This is a genomic window from Sphingobacterium sp. 1.A.5 (genome assembly GCF_002734235.1).
GTDB classification, from domain to species: domain Bacteria; phylum Bacteroidota; class Bacteroidia; order Sphingobacteriales; family Sphingobacteriaceae; genus Sphingobacterium; species Sphingobacterium daejeonense.
In genome coordinates this window covers 137,456-161,422 of record NZ_PEBA01000045.1, presented here as the reverse complement: position 1 = coordinate 161,422, position 23,967 = coordinate 137,456, and the positions used below count along the sequence as shown (strand labels likewise).

General features: G+C 35.1%; 11 protein-coding genes. All 11 read left to right on the top strand.

The window, feature by feature from the left end:
- Positions 1-57: 57 nt before the first annotated feature.
- The 11 genes from CRT24_RS15065 to CRT24_RS15010 all read left to right on the top strand — a co-directional run bounded on the left by CRT24_RS15065 (position 58) and on the right by CRT24_RS15010 (position 23,852).
- Entirely contained in the window at positions 58-1,311 is a 1,254-nt protein-coding gene (locus CRT24_RS15065) for an efflux RND transporter periplasmic adaptor subunit (RefSeq protein ID WP_099372039.1), read from the top strand.
- Positions 1,312-1,413: 102 nt separating this feature from the next.
- Entirely contained in the window at positions 1,414-2,094 is a 681-nt protein-coding gene (locus CRT24_RS15060) for an ABC transporter ATP-binding protein (protein WP_099372038.1), read from the top strand.
- Between the two features lie 148 nt (positions 2,095-2,242).
- A complete protein-coding gene (locus tag CRT24_RS15055) occupies positions 2,243-2,524 on the top strand; it encodes a hypothetical protein (protein ID WP_099372037.1) in 282 nt (93 codons plus the stop codon).
- Positions 2,525-2,534: 10 nt separating this feature from the next.
- Positions 2,535-4,895 (top strand): ABC transporter permease, encoded by a 2,361-nt coding sequence (locus tag CRT24_RS15050; RefSeq protein WP_099372036.1) that lies wholly within the window; start codon positions 2,535-2,537, stop codon positions 4,893-4,895.
- Positions 4,896-5,138: 243 nt separating this feature from the next.
- Positions 5,139-7,541: an ABC transporter permease gene (locus CRT24_RS15045; protein ID WP_099372035.1), complete on the top strand. Its 2,403-nt coding sequence runs from the start codon at positions 5,139-5,141 to the stop codon at positions 7,539-7,541.
- Between the two features lie 488 nt (positions 7,542-8,029).
- On the top strand, positions 8,030-10,489 hold the full coding sequence (locus CRT24_RS15040; RefSeq protein ID WP_099372034.1) for an ABC transporter permease: 2,460 nt from the start codon (positions 8,030-8,032) through the stop codon (positions 10,487-10,489).
- Positions 10,490-11,009: 520 nt separating this feature from the next.
- Positions 11,010-13,406 (top strand): ABC transporter permease, encoded by a 2,397-nt coding sequence (locus tag CRT24_RS15030; protein ID WP_099372032.1) that lies wholly within the window; start codon positions 11,010-11,012, stop codon positions 13,404-13,406.
- 121 nt (positions 13,407-13,527) lie between these two features.
- A complete protein-coding gene (locus CRT24_RS15025) occupies positions 13,528-15,975 on the top strand; it encodes an ABC transporter permease (protein ID WP_099372031.1) in 2,448 nt (815 codons plus the stop codon).
- A gap of 548 nt (positions 15,976-16,523) precedes the next feature.
- Positions 16,524-18,908, top strand: a complete 2,385-nt coding sequence (locus tag CRT24_RS15020) for an ABC transporter permease (RefSeq protein WP_099372030.1) — start codon at positions 16,524-16,526, stop codon at positions 18,906-18,908.
- Positions 18,909-18,998: 90 nt separating this feature from the next.
- Positions 18,999-21,404, top strand: a complete 2,406-nt coding sequence (locus CRT24_RS15015) for an ABC transporter permease (RefSeq protein ID WP_099372029.1) — start codon at positions 18,999-19,001, stop codon at positions 21,402-21,404.
- A 51-nt stretch (positions 21,405-21,455) separates the two neighbouring features.
- Positions 21,456-23,852: an ABC transporter permease gene (locus tag CRT24_RS15010; protein WP_099372028.1), complete on the top strand. Its 2,397-nt coding sequence runs from the start codon at positions 21,456-21,458 to the stop codon at positions 23,850-23,852.
- Positions 23,853-23,967 lie beyond the last annotated feature (115 nt).

Here is a 23,967-nt window from a genome sequence, read left to right as displayed (position 1 = left end):
ATTAAAACTTTGGCACAACCTTGTATATGCTTTTATCAAATTTTCATATAGAATTACATGGACAGACCGATTAAACAAAAAACGTGGAATACAAAAAGAATACTAACTGTAGCCGGAATTACAGGCATCGTAGCCTTGATTGGAGCTAGTTATTATTACACCAGCGGAAACAGTAAACTGAACGTTGATGCTGAACGTATTTCGATTTTTGAGGTTAAAGAAGATACTTTTCAGGAATTCATTCCTATTAATGGTACCGTATTACCGATCAGCAGTATATACTTAGATGCTTCAGTTGGAGGACGTGTGGAAGAAAAATTTGTTGAAGATGGAGCACATCTACATAAGGGTGATCCAATAATGCGACTTTCGAACACAGATTTGGAATTGACTTTGGTGCAACAAGAGACACAGGTCCTAAACCTTTTAACTCAAAACCAAATTGCTCAAACAAATGCCCAACAAGCTACAATCAGCAATAAAAACCAAATGGCTGATGTGGAGTCTGCATTTAGGGAGGCTGAACGTGTATACAATCTGAACAAGAAACTACTGGCTGAAAAAGCAATTGGATCTCAAGAATATGAGAAATCATTAAATGATTATAATTATCAAAAGGAACGTGTAGGTCTGACTAAACAAATCGTAAAACAAGATCAGATTTCAAATAGTCAGAAACTTAACCAAGACCGCGAAACTTATAAACGTACTCAAAATGCATTGGAATTGATGCGCCAAAAAGTTGGTGATTTGATTTTAAGAGCACCTGTAGATGGTCAATTAACCTCCTTTGATGCTGAAATAGGCCAGAATAAAACAGCTGGAGAGCGTCTAGGTCAAATCGACGTACTCACAGGATTCAAAGTGCGTGCTGATATTGATGAACATTATATCAACCGTATCTTCCCAGACCTTAAAGGTCAGTTCACTATTGGCAACAAGGTTTATGAGTTAAAAATTAAGAAAGTATATACCCAAGTGAAAGACGGAAGATTCCAAGTAGATATGGAATTTTTGAATGAAGTTCCTCAAGGAATTCGTCGTGGTCAGACATTAACAATTCGATTGGCATTGAGTGATGAAACAAAAGCTATCCTATTAGCAAAAGGAGGTTTCTACCAACAAACTGCAGGCAATTGGATCTTTAAACTAGATAAGAGTGGAAATGTGGCCTACCGAACAGATATTCAGTTGGGAAGGCAAAATCCAGAATATTATGAAGTACTAAATGGATTACAACCTGGAGACAAGGTCGTAGTTTCAAGCTATGAAACATACGATAAGATTCAGGAATTGAGCATCAAAAAATAGAGTAGAAGTCTAATAACCGCTGTTGGAGAACACGAAAATGGCGGTTTTTAAAACTAACCATTATGATAAACTGAAATCATTAATTTAAAACAAAGAAACACCATGATAAAAATAACCAATCTTCAAAAATTCTACCGTACCGAAGAGGTAGAGACCGTTGCCTTGAACGATGTAAATATCCACGTTAAGGAAGGCGAGTTTGTCGCTGTTATGGGGCCTTCAGGATGTGGAAAGTCAACACTACTGAATATCATCGGTCTATTGGACGACTTGGATGAAGGTAGTTATCTTTTTAATAACATAGAAGTAGCACATTTCAAAGAAAACAAACGTTCAGATCTTCGCAAGCATAATATTGGCTTCGTATTCCAAAGCTTTAACCTAATCGATGAGCTAACCGTATTTGAGAACGTAGAACTGCCATTGGTCTACACCAATGTGCCAGCTGCCGAACGCAAACGCCGCGTCGAAGAGGTCCTGGAAAAGGTGCAGATCATGCACCGCCGCAATCACTTTCCGCAACAGCTTTCCGGAGGTCAGCAACAGCGTGTAGCAGTAGCACGTGCTGTAGTAAACAATCCGAAATTGATCCTTGCCGATGAGCCTACAGGTAATTTGGACTCAAGCAATGGTAATGAAGTTATGCAATTGCTGACCGAACTCAATGAAGCTGGCACAACCATCGTAATGGTTACCCACTCCGAGCATGATGCCAAATTCTCAGATAGAGTAATCCGTATGCTGGATGGACAGGTAATCCTGGAAACTGCAACTGCTTTATAGAGATATTCAGTAGTAATCGGTCCCTGCGTTGGTTGAGCGTAGTCGAAACCAGGAGTCGAAGTGCGGTCCCTGTGTTAGTTGAGCGAAGCCAAAACTAGGAGTCGAAGGGCGGTCCTCTACTATTATTTCAAAGTTAAATATCAAAATAATGAAGATTAACAGCAACATCAAATTGACAATAGGATTAGGAATAACTCTTCTAACTTTAGTATCCCTGAATTATCAGTTCAGTTTTACCAAAAATTATCCTGTTTCAGGGATTTGGTATGCTGCAAATACGAATGAAGAAATCCCTAATTCTTATGTTTCAATAACCGAATGCAATAAAAAAACAGTTATTGAAATCACGGAATCAATTATAAAAGCCAAAACCACGAAAACACAAATTATAGTGATTTCTAGGTTGTCAAATATCTTTTTAAGCCTGTAATAACAAAATTATGATCAAAAATTATTTCAAGATAGCCTTTCGTAATCTTAAGAAGAACAAAGGTTTTACAGCGATTAATATTGTTGGTTTGGCGATCGGTATGGCGGCGGCGATGTTGATTATGCTGTGGGTAAGTTCACAATTAAATTTTGACAACACTTATCCAAAATCGAAACTAATCTATTCTGTCGGTTCAATGGAACAGTCGGATAAAGGTCCCGATGTTTGGTTTTCAACCCCTAAACCATTATATGAGGTTGTCAAAAATGACATCTCAGAAGTTAAACAGAGTTCTAGGTTAAACAATACGGGAGGATTTCTTTTTACCTATGATGACAAAAAAATCATTGCAAAAAAGGGTGCGTTCGTGGATTCAGCATTTCTGCAAATTTTTGAACTACCCTTATTAAAAGGAAATCCTAAGACAGCATTAGTAGAACCTACAGATATTGTGCTTACAAAAGATTACGCGATGACCATCTTTGGCAGCACAGATGTCATCGGTAAGAGTATAAAAGTAGATAGTACAGAGGTCTTAAAAGTATCGGCCATTTTAGACGAAATCCCAAGTAACAGCAGATTTGCGGAAATGAACTTTTTTGTACCATGGACCTGGATGGAGAAGATAAATTTTTCAGATAAAAATTGGGGTAATAGCTCGGTAAACTTGTTTGTAGAATTATATCCAGATGCAAATTTGGACGCCGTTCAGAATAAATTCAAAACGATTACCCAAAAGCATTCGGACCTCAAAACAGAAAATTTCCTTAAACAAATCGGAGATAATTATTTATATAATGATTATAAAAATGGTATAGCAGTAGGTGGAAGAATTGATATGGTAAAAATCTTCATGATCATTGCCGGATTTATCCTTTTGATTGCCTGTATAAATTTCATGAATTTAAGTACCGCCCAAAGTGAAAGAAGAGCAAAAGAAGTAGGCATACGCAAAGTTGTGGGAGCAAATAAAAGATCTTTAATTTCCCAATTCCTTTCTGAGTCTATACTATTGTCAATTATTTCTGGCCTATTGGCTTTCGTTATTGTTTTCCTACTTTTATCATCCTACAGCGACTTGGTTGGCAGAAATTTGAGCCTGCCTATTAGCAATTTTTATTTTTGGCTATCGTTTATTGGATTTATTCTATTGACAGGATTATTGGCCGGCAGTTATCCAGCCTTTTTCCTCTCTTCTTTTCAACCCATAAAAGTTCTAAAAGGAAAATTCGTACAATTTCAACAAAAGATAAGTCCTCGAAAAATTCTAGTGGTTACGCAGTTTGCAATTGCCGTCATCATGATTATTAGCACCCTGGTTATTCGAAAACAAATAGACCACGCTCAGAATCGGGACGCTGGGTTCAATAAGGAAAATCTGATTTATATTTCTGAATCCGGCGATATCAAAAAAAATATTGAATTGATAAAAAATGAATTGTTAAGTCGTGGAATCGCGAGCTCGGTGAGTAGAACCATGTCCCCGATGACAGAAAGATGGAGCGGCTGGAATGGATTTAGTTGGGAAGGGAAAGACCCTAATAGTATTATATCTTTTAACAGACAATCTGCCGATGACAAAGTCGTTGAAACCTTGGGACTGAGACTGATTTCAGGTAGAGATTTTGATCTTAAGAAATATCCTACAGATTCAATGTCTGCAATTATCAATGAATCAGCAGCAAAAATAATGAACCTGGAAAATCCATTAGGAACTCAATTTGTTGATGGAGATGATAAATATACTATTATAGGTGTTATAAAAGATTTCATCCAGGAATCACCATTTAGAACCGTTACTCCTACGGTAATAGAAGGTGCAAATATGTGGGTCAATACCTTAAACATAAAATTCAATCCAAAATTAGCTACCCAAGATGCGTTGTCAAAAACGGAACAAGTCTTCAAGGAATATAATCCAAACTATCCTTTTGATTATCAATTTTTAGACGAGGCCTATGCCAAAAAATTTGAAGAAACACAAAAGACGGGGAAATTGGCAACAATCTTTGCAGGCCTTACCATTTTTATTTCCTGCCTTGGCTTATTTGGTTTAGCAGCCTATATGGCGGAAAGCCGAACCAAGGAAATTGGCGTTAGGAAAGTGTTGGGTGCTTCAATCTTTTCAGTGACAAAAATGCTATCTAAAGAATTTATCGTTTTGATAAGTATCTCCTGTTTGATAGGATTCCCCATTGCTTATTGGGCAATGAACAAATACATAAGTGATTTTTCGTATAGATCTGAAATAAATTGGGAAATATTTGTCATTACAGCAGTGTTGGCTCTATTGATTACGGTACTTACAGTCAGCTATCAATCCATCAAAGCAGCAATGGCAAATCCTGTGGATAGTTTGCGGGATGAGTGATATTCAAAGGCTTTGCCTTTAAATAGATTTGAGATATGAGAATTGAGAATTGAGATAGAAAGGGTGATAACCGAAGTTAAAAATCTCAAGAATCAAAGATGAAAATAGTAAAGGTAAGACAATTACCATTGAATGGATAAGAATATATAGAATTGAAATCGAAAACGAGACTTGGATTACACTTGCCGACTTTTTGTTGGGGTCGGTTATAATGAACTATTTGTATTATAAAGAATTATTATCATGAAAAGAGTGAACCTTTTATTCCGTAAACTATGGCAAAACAAGTTGTTTACTTTTCTGAATATTCTCGGACTTGCCATCGGCATTAGCGCCTGTTGGGTAGTATTCCGGATTGTTAATTATGAATATAGTTTTGACAAGAATCATCCAGATAAGGAAGAAATATTCAAAGTTTACAATGTCTCAATCAGAGGTGAGGAATCAAACTCATTTGATGGGGTAAATATTCCAGTTGCTAATTATGTGAAAGAGAACATTCCTGCAGCCAAATTGGTAGCGCCTGAATACAACTATTATTATGATAAAATAACAGTTTCAGATGATGACGGAAAAAGAGAGTTCAGCAATCAACCCCCAGTTATTGGAACTTTCAAGGATTATTTTTTAATGGTACCATATACATGGCTGGCAGGAAATAAAGAATCTGTTTTTAAACAACCACATGAAATAGTATTATCGGAATCAAGAGCTCGAGTTTATTATCCCAATCTGAAACCTCAAGAGATATTAGGTAAAGTGCTGTTAATAGACACTGTTAATTATACGGTCACCGGTGTCATTCAGGATTTAGAGAAAACTAGCAGTTTCCGACATAAAGAATTTGTACCAGTTAAGGAAGAAGATCTTAAAAGTGATAATTGGGATATGGTAACTTCAAACCATAAACTATATGTTAAACTGAACAACAAAGCAGCACAACAGAATCTAATCGATATACTTACTAAAAAAACTAATGAGGTAAATGCTGAAATCAATGCAAAATACAATGTAAAAAAATCCTATGGCCTTGCTCCTCTTTCGACATTGCATTTCAATAAAATGATCCAAGGCAGTGTAGACAAAAGCACACTATATGGTATGATTGGAATTGGTTCATTCCTATTGTTACTAGCATGTATTAATTACATTAACCTAACAACTGCTCAAGTACCTTTTAGAGCCAAAGAAATAGGAATTAGGAAGACATTAGGTGAACAACCACGATATGTATTATTCAGTTTTTTATCCGAGACGTTTATCATATCATGTCTGTCTCTTTTATTATCCTGGCCATTGATAAAATTTTTTGAAAAATATTTCAGCAGTTATATTCCTGAAGAGATAAATAAATACTCAGATACGCTAGCCGTTGTAATTTTCCTTGCAGCTTTGATTATTATATTGACTTTAGTTTCGAGTTTTTATCCCGCATATTTAATAAATAAGGTTCAGATTTCCGAAGTTATCAAAATGAAAAATGCCGGTAAGCTTAAATTTGGCAGTATTCCCCTCAGGAAAGCACTCATTATTTTTCAGTTTATTATTGCTCAAGTATTCGTTATTTCAACAGTGTTAATGGGTTTTCAGATTCAGTTTATGTTAAACCAGGATTTAGGATTTCAACACAATAGCATCGTTTCCATGGAACTTCCATTTCTAAAGGATAACCCAGATGACAACAGACCAAACTTATTAAAAGAGTCGCTTCAGAAATATAAAGAGATTGAAGGATCTTCTTTGGGACATCTACCAATGAGTGCTGACTATTACGCATCCAGTGTCAGCATGAATACGGACACAGGGGAAGTAAGAAGTCAAATAGAATTAAAATACGCCGATAAAGATTATTTAGAAACCTATAATTTCAAATTATTAGCAGGAAGAAATCTTCAGATTTCGGACAGCACCTCTGGCTTTATAGCCAATGAGAAGGTGCTCGAAAAATTAGGAATTAAAACTCCCGAAGCAGCTATCGGACAAATGGTAACATTGTTTGAAAAGCAAATGTACATTGTTGGCGTAATCCCAAATTTCAATAGTTCAACTCTACATAGTCAAACTGGAGCTGTTGTTATTATTCCTAGTAAAGAAAGAGATCAATTAAAAAACATAAGTATAAAACTTTCTCACAATACTGGAGAATGGAAGAATGGTATAAAAGCCATTGAAACAGAATGGAAAAAGATTTATCCAAATAATGAATTTTCATATAAGTTTTTTGATGACAACATGAAGGAACTGTACGAAAGCGACTATCGTTTTTCGAGTATTATAAATCTTTCATCTGGAATTACAATCTTATTAAGCTGTTTGGGATTAATTGGCTTGGTAACCATTAGTATCAGTCAAAGGACAAAAGAAATCGGAATAAGAAAAGTTTTGGGAAGTTCGGTCTCGAGAATTATTAGGTTGTTATCCTCTGAATATCTTGTTTTAGTTTTCATATCCATAGTGATTGCCTCTCCTATTGCATGGTGGGCTATCAATAAATGGCTAGATAATTTTGCATACAAGATGGATTTGAATTGGTGGATGTTTACTATCCCAGCATTAGCAACCTTGGTTATAGCATTTTTAACGATGTTTTTCCATTCTTACAAAGCTGCTAGAGCCAATCCTGTGGATAGCCTGAGAGATGAGTAATATTCAAGAGCTTTGCTCTTGAATAGATATGAGATATGGATGTGAGATATGGGATATGAGAATTGAGATAGAAAGGGTGATAATTGAGTTTAAATTCTACTAAATACTATTTTCCCCAACTGTCCATATCCGAACAACAAACCGTCCATTTCCGAACATATTTACAACTTACTATAATTTTAAGTGTTAAAAATCAAATTCTTACACTTTTGGCAAATAGATTGAAACAATCCTTTTCGAGGTCCATTTCCTCATTTAATAAAACAACAATAGAGAACCCAATGAAATCAATTTTAATATCGCAAATCTCATATCTTATATCTCATATCTAAGTTTTTACCCTTTTGGCAAATAGATTGAAACAATCCTTTTCGAGGTCCATTTCCTCATTTAATAAAACATAACAATAGAAAACCAATGATATCAATTTCTATATCGCAAATCTCAAATCTCAAATCTCACATCTAAAAACCTATATCTAAACCCCCATGTTCCAATTATTATTTAAAAACAGCATCAGACACCTAAAAAGGAATAAACTATTTACTTTCCTTAATATTTTGGGCTTAACCATTGGGATTAGCTCCTGTTGGATTATATTCAAGTTTGTAAACTATGAATTAAGTTTTGAGAGTGGAATTCCAAATCGCGAAAACACCTATAGGTTGATCAGCAAAATAAAGCTGAATGATGAAAAGGAAAATTGGACCGGAGGAGTATCAAGGCCAATTTTCTTGGCATTGCGAGACGAGGTGAGATCATTGGAAAGGGCGGTTCCTGTATATACTTTTTTTACTCAAAAGGTAGCTATCCCAGGGGAAAATGGAAAAGCTATAAGAACCGAAGATTTGGATTTCGACAGCCAGGTTATTGAAACAGAAGAAACATATTTTGATATGGTTCCATATCATTGGCTGGCTGGGAAAAAAGCAGGTGCACTCTCTAATCCCAATCAGATAGTGTTGACTGAAGAAAGGGCGAATTTTTATTTTCCAAATACTAGGTATGAAGACATGATTGGCAAAACTTTGATCTATTCAGATACTATTCAAATGGCTGTTTCCGGAATTGTGGAATCATTAAAATATCCTTCTGAATTCAAAGGAAAGGAATTTCTTCAACTCCGAAAAGCAGAAGCATATACGCTTCCGCAATGGACAAACACAAATGGATCTGATCGAATTTATATGCAGGCGAATGATGAAAAAAGTATTCAAAGTGCATATAAACAGATCTCTAATATTGTTGAGAAAAAATTTCAGCAATATCAAAAAAAAATTAAACCAAAATTTAAATACGAACGTACCTTAGAACTTCTACAATTAAAAGAATCTCATTTCTCTACCTACTTCAATGAATTTGGAGTGGAAAAATCCAGTAAAACTGTTATTTATGGATTAATTGCCGTTTCTATCTTTTTGCTGGTTTTAGCTTGTATTAACTACATCAACCTCACAACTGCTCAAATTCCTCAACGCTCGAAAGAAATCGGAATTCGCAAAACATTGGGTGGTTCAAAAAGAATCTTGATTCTACAAATGATGATTGAAACTGCAATAATCATTGGTGTATCAATTTTAGCAAGTTATTTTGTTTCAAAATTAGGCTTCTATTTCTTAGGTGAATTGATAAGCGATAATGTAAAGGATTTCAATAACCCTTTAATGTTTGGAATCTTCATTTTCGTAATATTATTATTCACTTTGATCCTTGCAGGTCTATATCCTTCTTGGTTAATTTCAAAAGTAAATGCCATTGAGATTTTTAGAAGCAAAGGAAATTTGAACACATCCAAGGGTAATTTTAATTTAAGGAAGGTGTTGATTATATTCCAATTTATAATAGCTCAAATATTTATTGTTGCAGCTCTTATTATTGGTCAGCAGCTTAAATACACCATAAAAAAGGATTTAGGATTCAACAAAGACGCTGTAGTTACAGTTAATATTCCATATAAACTTTATGATATTGATAATTTTAACGCCAAAAAGAAAACTCTGACTGAAGAGTTAAGTAAAATAACTGGGATAAAGGAGGTCAGTTTAGGAAATGAACCGCTCTCTGCTGGATCCAATTCTACAGCAATGGAATTTAATGGCTCTGAGTCTTCTGAACCCTTCAATCAGATTGTCTTTCGAAAATCAGTAGATTCCAAATACATGGAATTCTATGACTTACAGTTATTAGCTGGAAACAATTTAGTTCCCTCAGACACCGCCTATGGTTATATTATAAACGAAACAGCATTAAAAGGTTTCGGATTTAAAAATCCTCAGGATGCTATCGGAAAGATAATCGGTCAAAAAGGATTTTACTACCCAATCATTGGAGTTATGAAAGACTTTCACGCCAAAGATTTTTACAATAGTATTGAACCTTTGGCTCTTATGAATGGATCTAATGCAAATACATACAACATACGATTAAATCAGATTGGCTTTAAGGAGAGTAAAGCTACTATGGAAAAAGTTAAATCAAAATGGTCAGAATTCTTTCCTGCTGAAAATTTTGATTATAAATTCATGGATGATTCAATCCTAGCTTTGTACAAGAAAGAACAGCAACTTCAAAAACTAACGAATATCAGTACTACCATTGCGATTATCCTCAGCTGTCTAGGTCTTTTCGGTCTAGCAACAATCTCTGCATTCCAGAGAACTAAAGAAATTGGAATCCGAAAAGTCCTTGGAGCTTCAGTATCAGGTATTGTTGGCATGCTTTCCAAGGATTTTGTTAAGATGGTATGTATTGCGATTATTATTGCCTCCCCTATTGTTTGGTGGGCATGCAACAAATGGCTGGAGGATTTTGTCTATCGAATTGAGATTTCGTGGATTCCTTTTGTATTCGGAGGATTGATAGCAATCGCCGCAGCATTGCTGACAGTAAGTTATCAAGCTCTAAAAGCTGCAAATGTGAATCCTGTGGATAGCTTAAGGGATGAGTAATATTCAAGAGCTTTGCTCTTATATAGATATGGGATGTGAGATATGAGAATTGAGATAGAAAGGGGGATAACACGGTTTGCAAGATTTAGTAGCGATAATCGCACTATACAACCGCACAACCATTATACAAAGAATGATGATCTTTGCGTAGCCGGAATGATGGGCGCTTCGACTCCGCTAGCGACCGTCATTCCAAATCACAAAAATAGCGTAGTCGAAGGGCAGGTCAAAAATCTAAATACTAAATACTTTCTACTAAATACTATAATTACTTTCTACTAAATACTTCAAGCCCAACCGTCCATATTCGAACAAAAAAACGTCCGATTCCGAACATATTTCTATAAGTTATTTACAACAACTATCTAATTTTCAATATTTTAAACTTTTGGCAAATAGATTGAAACAATCCTTATTGAGGTCTATTTCCTCAAATAAAACACATAATAAAAGAAGCACAAAGATATCAATTTTAATATCGCAAATCTCATATCTCAAATCTCATATCTAACAAACTAAAATGCTTAAAACAGTCTGGAGATCGATCATAAAAACCAAGTCCTTGAGTATAATTCATATCACAGGATTGGCAATAGCTATAGCAGCAGCAACTGTCCTTTTTTTGACAGCAATGTTTGAGCTGTCTTTTGATAATTTTCATGAGAATGGGGAAAGGATTGGATTGATTTATAGTCAATCAGAACCGGAAACAGGATTAAAAAACAATTCTTCTATGCCTGCTCCCCTTACTCCACAGCTTAAAGCAACTATTCCAAGTATTGAATCGGCTACAAGGGTACTTCATGGAAATGTTATTTTAAAAAATGGTGAAAAAGAATTTGTCTCAACAAATCGATTCGTAGATCCTGATTTTTTATCAATTTTCAGCTTCCCTATGCTTTCTGGGAATAAAACCTCTCTGGACCAACTTAATGATATTGTCCTTACCGACGCAATGGCAAAAAACCTTTTTGGAACAAGTGATGTCATAGGAAAACAAGTCCAGGTCAACAATAATGGTGTTTGGCAGGCGATGACCATTTCTGCAATTCTAAAAGACCTCCCAGCAAATTCAAGTTTTGAATTCCATTCCTTAGTACGTTTTGAAAACTCTCCTGATTATCAAAAATTTAAAGACTTGTGGGATAGTCAAAATCATCAAGTTTTTGTAAAAGTAAAAGCTGAAAAAATCAATGATGCTGCGTTTGTCAATGAATCAAGAGCATTTACGAATCAGAATTTCAAGATAAATATTGATCGATTAAAACGTGATGGAGGAAAACCAAATGCTTATGGAGATTATTTTAGCCTACATATACTCCCGCTTTCAAAACTGCACACAAACGACTTCAGCTTTGGTGAAAGTATTTCCCCTAATTTCCCATGGATTCTGCTGTTGATTTCTGGATTGATCTTATTTATAGCTTCTTCAAACTTTATCAACCTTTCATTGGCCAATTCGATTAGCAGAAATAGAGAAATAGGAACCAGAAAAACATTAGGTGGAACAACATGGGATATTGTAAAACAACTATGGCTGGAATCATTTATATTATGTCTACTCTCTTTATTGCTCGGATTAGGAATTGCTTCCTTAATACTGCCGGAATATAATGCAAATATGAATTATGAATTGCAGGTTGTCGACTTATTTTCAATCGAAAATGCCATAATTTTCTTATCTATTTTCATTTTACTGACACTAATAGCGGGAGGATTGCCAGCTTGGAAAATTGCAAGAACAAATATCATTGAATCATTAAAAGGTGCATCGAAAATCAAATCCTCAAATCTGAGAAATTCTTTAACTGTATTACAATTTATAATAGCTATTACTTTGATAATAGCAACAATTGTAATCAGTTCACAATTGAATTATTTGGTTAAAAAACCACTTGGATTCAATAAATCTGAAGTTATCAGTATTCCAATTGGCAAAGGAATAGATAAAGAAGATGCTTTAAACCGAATGAGGATCGCGCTACAACAACAACCTTGGGTGAAATCTGTCAGCGCCTCAGATATGAATATTGGTCGTGGAAGAGATGGAAGTCTTCAACGTAGTATGTTTGGATTTGAGCATGAAAATAAAGAAATCATAACAAATTTTATGCGTATTGATTATGATTACTTAAAAACCTTGGATATTAAACTACTGGAAGGTCGTGATTTTGACAGATCCTTCAGTGCTGATTCTAATTCTATTATTATTAATAAACAGATGGCGGCACAATTGGGCGGAGCAGATAAAATCTTGGGAAAGACTATTGAATTAAATGGAAAATCTTTGGTAATAGGGATAATCGATAATTTCAACTTTCATGATTTAAAGAGTGCAGTAGAACCACTCACAATTTCTGTAAATCCAAATCTTTTCCCTGTAGAATACATTTTTGTCAGGGTAGAAACAAACCAATTAGGTACAACATTGGAAGAAGTGGAAAATATATGGAAAAGTATCAATCCAAAAGCTAATAATTTAGCTTCCTACCTAGATGAGAATACTCAAAATCTATATCAAAGTGAGAAAACATTTTCCAAAATAGTAATCAGCGGAACAAGTATAGCTATTGTAATTTCTTGCCTTGGTTTATTTGCTCTTGCTTTATTGACAATAAATACCAGAGTTAAAGAAATAGGCATCCGTAAAGTCTTGGGATCATCTGTCAGCAGCATCATTGTTCTACTATCGAAAGACTTTGTTAGGCTTGTACTAATTGCATTTTTTGTTGCTGCACCATTAGCGTGGTGGGTCATGAACAATTGGCTGCAAACTTATGCATATAGAATAGAAATTCAATGGTGGATGTTTATCTTGGCAGCCGCAATTTCAATAGTTATTGCCTGGTCAACAATCGCTTGGCAAGCTTTCAGAGCCGCAAATGCAAATCCTGTGGACAGTTTGAGAGATGAATAAAACCTGAGTCGGTCCCTGGGCTTCGGCTCCTCTCAGCCACCAAGTCGAAGGGCGGTCCCTGCGTTGGTTGAGCGTAGTCGAAACCAGGAGTCGAAGGGCGGTCCCTTTTAAAAATAAGATCATGTTAAAAAACAACATAAAAATCGCTTGGAGGAACTTAAAAAATCAAAAGTTCTTTTCATTTATCAAAATTGGTGGCTTTGCTTTTAGCATGGCAATCTGCTTACTGATTGTATTATATATCAAACACGAATTGAGCTACGATAAGTTCTATCAGGATTCTGATCAGGTATTTCGCGTAGTAGGAGTCGTTACGCGTGACAATGTCATTCAAAAAGGAGTATCCATGCCCGCTCCAGCCGCTCCTCAACTTAAAGAAGAGTTTCCTGAAATCATATCAGCAGGCCGAGTATTGTCAAACCCTCTTTTTGGCGCCGGTAGCAATCAAGTTACAACAAATGAAAACCCCGAACTGCTCAGTGAAGAAGGCTTCTGTTTTATAGATCAAGCTATTCTGGATATATTCCCAATGGAAACAGTATACGGATCCTTAAACCATGCTCTGGAGAACCCAAATACTATCATAATTACCAAAAGTAAAGCAGAAAAATTATTTAAAGGTGATCCAACAGGGAAAACTATCTATTTAAACAATGATAAATCGAATAGTTATGCCATTACTGCAGTGATAGAGGATATTCCGACCAATTCTAATTTTTATGGATTTGATTACTTTATGACCTTAAGTGGCCATGAACCTTACCCCGGTGAAAAATTAAACTGGTTAGCCTCCAATTATTCGACTTATTTTAAAGTCAAAAAGGAAACAAATATTACTTCACTTGAAAAGAAAATAACTAGATCCTATATTGACGATCATTATGGTCCTGCCCTAAAACAAGCAGGAATGCCCATCAATAAGGAAATTTGGAATTCAGCAAAAATGACCTTGCAACCTTTGACAGATATCCACTTGCATTCTAAAGGTATTCGAGACAATAAAATCGAAAACCAGAATCGCGGAGATATACAGATGATCTATATTTTCGGAGGTATTGCCTTGTTTATACTCATAATTGCAATCATCAATTTTATTAACCTTTCAACAGCAAATGCAGCAACAAGAGCAAAAGAAGTTGGCGTTAGAAAAACTATCGGGTCAGACAGAAAGTCCTTAATCCTACAGTTTATCACGGAATCCCTTTTATATTCTGTTATCTCTATTTTGTTGGCGCTAATATTTGCTTTCTTATTACTGCCTTATTTTAATGGAATTGCAGGTAAAAACTTATTGTTCCCCTGGACAAGTTGGTATTTCTTACCAGTCTTAATAACATTTGGACTATTCATTGGCCTTATATCTGGAATTTATCCTGCACTGTTTCTTTCAGGATTTAAACCAATATCTGTGCTTAAAGGGAACTTAAACCTAAAATCCAAAAACAACTGGTTCAGAAACGGATTGGTCATATTCCAGTTTGCAACTTCTATTGTTTTGATTATTGGTACTATCGTAATCAATCAACAAGTTAAATATCTCCTAAATAAAGACTTAGGCTTCGACAAAGAACAGGTTTTGGTCATCCAGGGAACTGGAACACTAGAAGGACAGCAGAAATCATTAAAAGAAGAATTAAAAAATATTTCTACTGTTTCATCTGTTTCAATCACGGATTTCCTGCCCGTCATGATGGATGGTGCAAAAAGAAATGGAAATGCCCTATGGATCGATGGAAAACAGAATGAAGAAGCAGGGATAGGAAGTCAAAATTGGGTGGTCGACGCGGACTATTTACCAACATTTGGCATTAAATTGCTTGAAGGAAGAAACTTTAACATGGAAATGCCAACTGATTCTGCAGCGGTTGTGGTCAATCAAAGACTTGTAAAAGAATTGGGCATTAAAAACCCTATAGGAGCCAAGATTAGAAACTTTGCAACTTTTACCATTATAGGTGTTGTAGAAGATTTTATATTCGGCAACATGAAGGAAGATGCGGTCATACCATTGGCTTTAAGAATTGGTGGCAGTCCAAACATGATTTCTGTAAAACTGAAAACCGACAATATGGAAAAGACCATTTCAGAAATCACCAAAGTCTGGGATAGCTTCTCCCCTCACCAAAAAATTCAATATTCATTCTTGGACGAAGGATTTGCCTCACTATATGCCGATGTGCAAAGGACCCAATCCATTGTATCAACATTTGCAGGATTTGCAATATTTATTGCTTGTTTAGGACTATTCGGTCTTGCTGCATTCGTAACACAACAGAGAACAAAAGAAATCGGTATCCGAAAAGTTTTGGGAGCCAACCTCCCAGGAATTGTAAAACTACTTTCTGTAGATTTTATCAAATTGGTCTTTGTAGCCATCTTGATCGCTTGCCCCATAGGCTGGTGGGCAATGAACACATGGTTACAGGACTTCTCTTATCGAACAAATATCCAAGCCTGGGTTTTTATCCTTGCAGGAATACTTAGCCTTCTAATAGCATTCGGAACAATATGTTACCACGCACTAAAAATCGCAAGAATAAATCCAGTCAATAGTTTAAAGAATGAGTAAGATTCGAAAGCTGAATGACGGTCCCCAGGTTGGCTGCAATGGCTGCGTTGGCTGAGCGAGAGCCGATGCCAAGAGCCGAAGGGTGGTCCCTGGGCTTCGACTCCGCTCAGCCACCGAATCGAAGGGCATCCTAACTCCCAAGACTTTGCTAGAATCCATTATATGGCAGGTGGAGACACCTGCCACAGCGGTGAAACCTCAGCTGTTTGGCATGTTTATTTATGTCCAAAACCGTAGTTACCGTCTAAACTGACCATCACCTTGAAATGTCATGTCCTATGTCTTATGTCTTATGTCTTGTGTCTTATGTCTTATGTCTCATGCCTCATGTCTTATGTCTCATGTCTTATGTCTTGTGTCTTATGACATGACCCCAACCGTCCAAAACCGAACATAAATCGTCCGATATCGAACAACCCCATTCTTAAAAACATTTTAAAATACTAACTACCAACTATTTACAATATTGGCAAACCAATTGCAAATTCTAGATAACAATACCATTTAAAATAATCTCAATTATTAATTTATTTAATAATCTAAATAATATGAACTTAAAATTAGCGCTGAGAAACATCAGAAAAAATAAAGGTTTTTCAATAATCAATATTGCTAGTTTATCCTTGGGGATAACATGCTTTTTGTTGCTTTTGGCTTATGTTTATCACGAGTTGAACTATGACAAATACCTGCCCAATTCAAATCGAGTTTCCATGGTCACATCGGCGGTTAAATCTGCTGAAGATAAAGATTTTGCATATTGGGCTGTTACGCCTACTGCAATTGCACCATTATTTAAAAAAGAATTCCCTGAAGTGGAAAATGCTGCTCGGATGTATAGTTACATCAGTTCTTCATTAGTTCAAAAAGGAAACGAATCAATCAAGGAAAATGGACTGAAATATGTAGATGAAGACTTTCTAAACGTATTAAACTTCAAAGTACTAAAAGGAAATGCTACCTCTCCACTTGCAAATCCAAATGATATGGTGTTGACTGAAAAATTAGCAAAAAAATATTTTTCAGAAGAGAATCCAATTGGCAAGACACTTGTTATCGATAAAACGCCTTGGACGGTTACAGCAGTAATTGAAGACCTCCCCACCCATACAGAAATTAATTTTACTGGGTTATTATCTAATAAAGGTTTAGAAAGATATCATGAACCCTCATGGGGTTCAGCAAATGATCTAACATTTATACTTTTTAAAGAAAATGCTAACCAAGAGGTCTTGCAGACAAAAGTAGATAGTTATTTTAAGGAAATATTCAAAAATGAAGCTGCAGCAGGTATCACCATAAAAATTAATCTGGAAAACATTAGGACCATTCACCTACACTCAAAAGCTGCAGGGTCAGGTAATATGACCTACATTTATATTTTTGGATTTTTAGGAATTGCCTTATTGATAATTTCAGCAGTTAATTTCACTAATCTATCATTGTCACATGCGACCGAACGAGCAAAAGAAATTGGAGTAAGAAAAGTGTTGGGTGCACATAAAAAAACAGTGTTCAATCAATTTATTATTGAAGGTGGATTAATGGTAGGTTTATCAGTAGCAATTGGTTTAATTGCTACATGGCTTTTATTACCAGTTTTCAGCACTTATTTAGGATTACCCATGAAACTTCATATATGGAAAGACCCATATTTTTACCTATATGTTTTCTTATTTTTTATGGTTCTCAACTTTTTGGCTTCAGGTTGGCCGGCATGGGTAATCTCAAATTTTAAACCTATCAATATTATAAAAGGACAGATAAAATCTAATAAAGCAAAGTTTCCAATTGCTAAGGTTTTAATAACCTTTCAATATTGTATCTCGATATTCCTGGTGATATGTACTCTGATAGCATTGAGACAGATGCATTTTATACAATCAATGGATACTGGCCTAAATAGGTCACAAATTCTAGTATTAGACGGCGATTTGTGGAATAATGTGGATCGCCAGACTTTCAAAAACCAACTTGTTCAATTGCGATCCATAAAGAATGTTTCCGCTTCGTATGATTCACCTGTGAACATTCAAGGAGGCTACTCTTTACAAACTTCTGAAAGTAAACAAGGAAGCTTTACTATGGATATTACAGCCCTCCCAATAGAAAAAGATTTCTTAACAACCTTTCAAATTCCTATCCTGGCTGGATCAACATTGAATGATAATGATATCATTAAAGCTCAGGATACCTCGGCAAATAAATCAGTAGCAATTATCATCAATAAACTTGCCGCTGAAAAAATTGGATGGACTCCAGAAGAAGCCATCGGAAAAACAGTCAATATCAATGGTAGAAAAGGACCTGTAAAAGCAGTGGTAGATAATTTTAATTTTGCGTCGCTGCGTGAAGAAGTTCGCCCAATTGCACTTTTCCCCGAATACGCATACTTTGGAAATTTATTTATCAAACTGAATGCTGGAGTGAATCCAACAAATGCTATTCAGGATGTTGAATCCGTTTTCAAAAAATTGAAACCTAACACATCATTCAATTATCATTTCTTGGATGATGATTATGCAAAACTATATAGACAAGAACAACAGACAACGAAAACTATGCAGCTATTCGCAATGGTTACCATCTGTATTGCATGTATTGGATTGTTTGCTATTTCTGCATATGCTGCTCAACAAAGAGTGAAGGAAATTGGAATCCGAAAAGTATTGGGAGCATCAGTTAGCAAATTGGTCGGATTACTGACCTCAGATTTCATCAAACTTGTGATCATAGCATTTATAATTACTGTACCTCTAGGTTTTTGGGCAATGGATAAATGGCTAGATAATTTTGCTTATCATATACACTTGGAATGGTGGATTTTTGTAGTAGCGGGATTTATTACGCTAGTTATTTCATTTATGACCATTGGAGGGCAAGCATTCAAAGCTGCTAAAGCAAATCCGGTAGATAGTCTGAGAGATGAGTAGTGGAAATAAGCCGAAGGGTGGTCCCTGGGCTTCGACTCCGCTCAGCCACCGAGTCGAAGGGCGTGAATTGAAATTTAAAAAAACGGAAGCATGAACAGAATTAACCTTATTATCAGAAAATTATGGAACAACAAATTGTTCACTTTCCTTAATATAATTGGCTTGGCAATTGGCATCAGTGCTTGTTGGATAGTTTTCAGATTAGTCAATTACGAATTAAGCTTTGATAAGAACCACCCTGAACCTGAAAAAATTTTTAAGGTTTATGGTGTATTCGACGAGTTCGGCTCAACGGATTATTTTGACGGTGTGCCGATTCCATTAGCTAAATTTATAAAGGAAAATTTATCGAATGTAGAATTGACTGTTCCTGTAAATCAAAGATATGTCCCAAAAATTATTAACTCAGAACACCCCAACGAACCTTTAAAATTTGAGGACCAAGAGCAAATCATCGAAACAATAGATGATTATTTTAAAATGGTTCCCTATACATGGCTTGCAGGAAATCCTGAAAAAGCCCTCAAAAATCCTAATGAAGTTGTATTAACTGAATCTCGAGCAAATCTATATTTCCCAAATGTCCCTGTGAAAGATTTAGTCGGAAAAACACTCTTGTATGACACTACTTTATTTTCTGTTGTAGGAGTAGTGAAAGATTTAGAACATCCAAGCAGTTTCCTTTCAAAAGAGTTTATCAAAATTTCCAATAATGAATGGAACAGTGATAATTGGTTAATGTTCAATTCAAACTACAACCTATTTGTAAAACTAAAAGACGTTAAGAGTAAAAAGGCATTTGTCAATCAGATTAGCAAGAAAATATTTGATATGACAGATAAGGATTTCAGGGAAAGTAATTTCAAAGCTAGAGCAGAAGTAACTCCATTGACGGAAGTGCACTTTGATAAAAGATTGCAAAACAGCACCAACATAAACCTAATTTATGGTTTCATAGGCATTGGCGTGTTCTTACTATTACTAGCGACTATAAATTATATCAATCTAACAACAGCTCAAGTACCAACTAGAGCCAAAGAAATTGGTATACGGAAAACTTTAGGCGAACAGCCTTTTGATGTTACTAAGGCCTTCTTCTTAGAAACCTTAACAATTACTTGTATAGCATTATTGATTTCTTGGCCAATAACCAAGGTGTTTGAAAAAACCTTCAGCAAAATATTACCTTCAAATCTGGATTCCTTCTCAGATTGGTTACCTCTTGTCTTATTTATCATCTGTTTAATTGCAATTATTTCCATAGTTTCTAGTTTATATCCCGCTTATTTAATAAACAGAGTTCAAATATCCGAGGTCATTAAAATGAAAGGTATTGGAAAACTATCATTAGGAAGTATTTCAATCAGAAAAGTTTTGATCGTAGTTCAATTTGTTATTGCCCAGGTTTTTGTAATAGCCACATTTATAATGGGTATTCAGATGAAACATACCATGAATAGCGATTTGGGTTTTAATTATAATGCACTCATTAACATTCATCTCCCATTCAAAAAAGATCAAAATGCTGATGTTGATCCATTTGTACTAAAAGAAGTTTTAAAAAAACACAGCCAGATTGCCGGAGTTTCCTTAGGCCACTTACCTCTAAGTCAAGGCCATTGGGGGAATTTTGTTGAAACAACCGCTGATACAGGACTTGTAAAAATTAATGTGCCTTTTAAATTTGTTGATGAGGATTACTTTAATTTATATGAGATCAAATTGTTGGCGGGTAGAAGATTTTCTTTATCAGACACAAGCACAGGTATCATATTAAATAAAATAGCGGTCCAAGATTTAGGATTTAAATCGCCCGAAGAAGCAATCGGAAAACCTGTAAAAGCATATGGAAAGGATAGAACTATTACTGGAGTAACAGATAATTTCAACATTAAAACATTTCATACTGAAAAAACGGGAGTTGCCATTTTAACCTCGAAATATAGAGGTCAATTACAAGATATTACCATTAAACTTCAAAACGATCCCAAAACGTGGAAAGCTAGTCTTGCCATTTTGGAAAAAGAATGGAAAACTATATATCCAAATGCTCCCCTTGAGTTCAAATTCTATGATCAAAATATCCGAGAATATTATGAAACCGATTATAAGTTTTCAAAAATCATCAACCTTTCAACGAGTATAACCATCCTATTGAGCTGCTTGGGATTAATCGGATTGGTAACCATATCTACAGTGCAGAGAACAAAAGAAATAGGAATCCGCAAGGTACTAGGAAGCTCAATTGCAGGAATCGTAGGTTTACTTTCTAAAGACTATATAAAACTAGTCCTGATTTCAATTTTAGTAGCTTCACCAATTGCATGGTGGGCAAGTAAAAAGTGGCTCGATAACTTCGTATACAAAGTTGAAATCTCTTGGTGGATGTTTATTATCCCTGCAATAGCAACTATCCTAATAGCATTCTTAACAATGAGCTTTCAGTCACTTAAAGCCGCAAAAGCAAACCCGGTGGATAGTCTGAGAGATGAATAGTGGAAATAAGTCGAAGGGCGATTCAGTTTTTATATAACTATAATATGAATTATGAGCAGTATTAAACTAGCATTTAGAAACATACAGAAGAATAAATCCTATTCATTGATCAATATCCTTGGATTAACCTTGGCTTTTACCCTGTGCCTATTGGTTTTTTCGGTAGTGATTGAGGAAAATTCCTATGATAAAAGTTGGTCAAAAGCGGATCGAATCTATAGGATAAATACGATAGAAAATACAAAAGGAATAGAGGGAGAAATTCCTCAAGCCTTTGCTAATCTAGGTTTAGAATTAAAAAGACAATTTCCAGAAGTTGAAGCTTCCTCTGCCATATTTCCTAGAAATATTTTTTTAAAACTTGATAACGACGAAACTGTACAAATAAATTCTCTTTTTTTACATAAAGAAGCATTTGATATTTTGGACTTTGAAATCCTTGAAGGAAAGCCTCTGGAAACTGTAGCTGGAAAGAGAAATATAATGATAGATCAGGAATTCAAAGAAAAATATTTCAAAGATGAAAATGTCATAGGTAAAATCATCAAGACTTCAGATCCACTACTAGATAGAAATGAAATGATCGATTTTATAATCACTGGAGTTTTTAAAAAGTTGCCATATAATTCTACATTAAGATCGTCAGTAATAACATTTTCTTCAGTAATGAAACGAGAACTTTCAAAAAATGGAGATGGTTATTATCAAGATCAATATATTTCATTGAAACCTAACACTGATATTAATGAATTTACTAAGAAAGTAAATAGTTGGTATAAAGATTTTTTAAATGATTCAGCAGTTACCAATTATACTTTTAGATTTCAACCACTACAGGAAGTGTACATGAATCCGCTTGCCCAATCTTCAATAAGTGGTAATAAAAGGTCAAGCACTATTATTCTGGGAATAGCAATCCTAGTTCTTATTATTTCAAGTATAAACTTTATCAATCTGTATGCTGTCAGAACCATAAAAAAGATAAAGAGCTTTAATCTTCATAAAATAATGGGAGCAAATAGGTTTTTCCTAATTAAAATATTGCTGATTGAAACTCAAATTATCTTCTTATTTTCTGCTATTCTAAGTATCATAATTTATTTATTGGCAATCTCTCCGTTGGAATTATTCTTAAATTTTAAATTGGTTTACATCCATGAAATATTCCCAACAATCATATTCTCATTTCTTATTGCGGTCATACTTTTAGGAGGTATTATTGGGCTTTATCCAGCCTTGATTATTTCCAATATAAAACCGGCACAGGCATTAAAAAATAAAATTTCCAAAGTCTCAAATTCTGAAGTTTGGACGAAAAGGACACTTATAATTGTTCAATTTTGTATTTCACTCATTGTAATCTTTGGCTTGATCACGATGAAGTCGCAAATGAATTTGATACAAAATTCCCCAAAAGGCATAAACACAGATAATCTTTTAAACATAAAATCCCTATACCTATCTGAAAATTCAAACTCGATCAAAAATGAGCTTCTTAAAAATCCTGCTATTGAAAATGTAAGTATTTCAGCTTGGAGCCCTAATATGTCACCTGGTTTTTTTAGTCGAAATGTAGATAACAAAGATAATCCTGATCAAAAAATTATGGTAAATTTTATTGGTGGTGATAAAGATCTAGTCCCGATGTTGGATATTAAACTAATTGAAGGAAGGCTCTTGAGGGAATCAGATTATTATGGATATCCAAAACCAAATCCTCAATACGAAGGGGATGAAGTAAACAATGTACTAATAACAAAAAGCACTGCAAAAACACTTGGGATTAAAACTTTGGGCATTCCGTATAAAGGCTTAGATATAATACCTGTTGGTATAGTTGAAGATTTCCATAGTGAATCATTTCATGAATCTATAAAACCTACTGTAATCCTCGCTCAAAGTAATCAAGAATACGGCAATATTTTAATCAAGATAAAAGAAGGACAGGAAAAGTCCGCAAATCATGGTATTGGAGTTGTCATGAAAAAATTCTTTCCGGATAGATATATAAACTATGAATGGGTTGATGAGCTAGAAGCTAAAAATTATCAAAAAGAAACCAAACAAGCTCAACTTTTCACATTTTTCTCATTCCTTGCTTTGTTTATTTCAGCATTAGGTGTGACAGGCCTAATTCTTCAAAGTGTGGAGCAAAGAACCAAGGAAGTTGGAATAAGAAAAGTTTTAGGGGCATCTGTTGTAAGTATATCCAATCTATTTGCCAAAGAATATCTTCTCCTAATCATAATGGCTGTCATCCTTTCCTCACCTATCGCATGGTATTTAGCAAATAAATGGCTTGAAGACTTTGCCTATAAAACAGAAATTCAATGGTGGTTTTTTGGAGTAAGTGGCCTAATAATCTTGCTGACAACTTTAATCACTGTTAATATTCAGACCATAAAGGCTGCCTTGGCAAATCCAGTGGATAGCTTGAGAGAAGAGTAAGATGCCGGTCGAGACACCGGCCACGGCGAAACATCGCCTTGGTAGGTGTCCCAACCAACCAGGACGTCAAGAATGCCCAGCAATGGTAAACACTGAGGTCGGCCGCAGCGAAAAC

Coding starts and splice junctions, on each gene's coding strand:
- CRT24_RS15025 (WP_099372031.1), top strand. CDS start 13,528: ATGTTAAAAAACAACATAAAAATCGCTTGGAGGAACTTAAAAAATCAA.
- CRT24_RS15045 (WP_099372035.1), top strand. CDS start 5,139: ATGAAAAGAGTGAACCTTTTATTCCGTAAACTATGGCAAAACAAGTTG.
- CRT24_RS15030 (WP_099372032.1), top strand. CDS start 11,010: ATGCTTAAAACAGTCTGGAGATCGATCATAAAAACCAAGTCCTTGAGT.
- CRT24_RS15060 (WP_099372038.1), top strand. CDS start 1,414: ATGATAAAAATAACCAATCTTCAAAAATTCTACCGTACCGAAGAGGTA.
- CRT24_RS15010 (WP_099372028.1), top strand. CDS start 21,456: ATGAGCAGTATTAAACTAGCATTTAGAAACATACAGAAGAATAAATCC.
- CRT24_RS15040 (WP_099372034.1), top strand. CDS start 8,030: ATGTTCCAATTATTATTTAAAAACAGCATCAGACACCTAAAAAGGAAT.
- CRT24_RS15050 (WP_099372036.1), top strand. CDS start 2,535: ATGATCAAAAATTATTTCAAGATAGCCTTTCGTAATCTTAAGAAGAAC.
- CRT24_RS15015 (WP_099372029.1), top strand. CDS start 18,999: ATGAACAGAATTAACCTTATTATCAGAAAATTATGGAACAACAAATTG.
- CRT24_RS15065 (WP_099372039.1), top strand. CDS start 58: ATGGACAGACCGATTAAACAAAAAACGTGGAATACAAAAAGAATACTA.
- CRT24_RS15020 (WP_099372030.1), top strand. CDS start 16,524: ATGAACTTAAAATTAGCGCTGAGAAACATCAGAAAAAATAAAGGTTTT.
- CRT24_RS15055 (WP_099372037.1), top strand. CDS start 2,243: ATGAAGATTAACAGCAACATCAAATTGACAATAGGATTAGGAATAACT.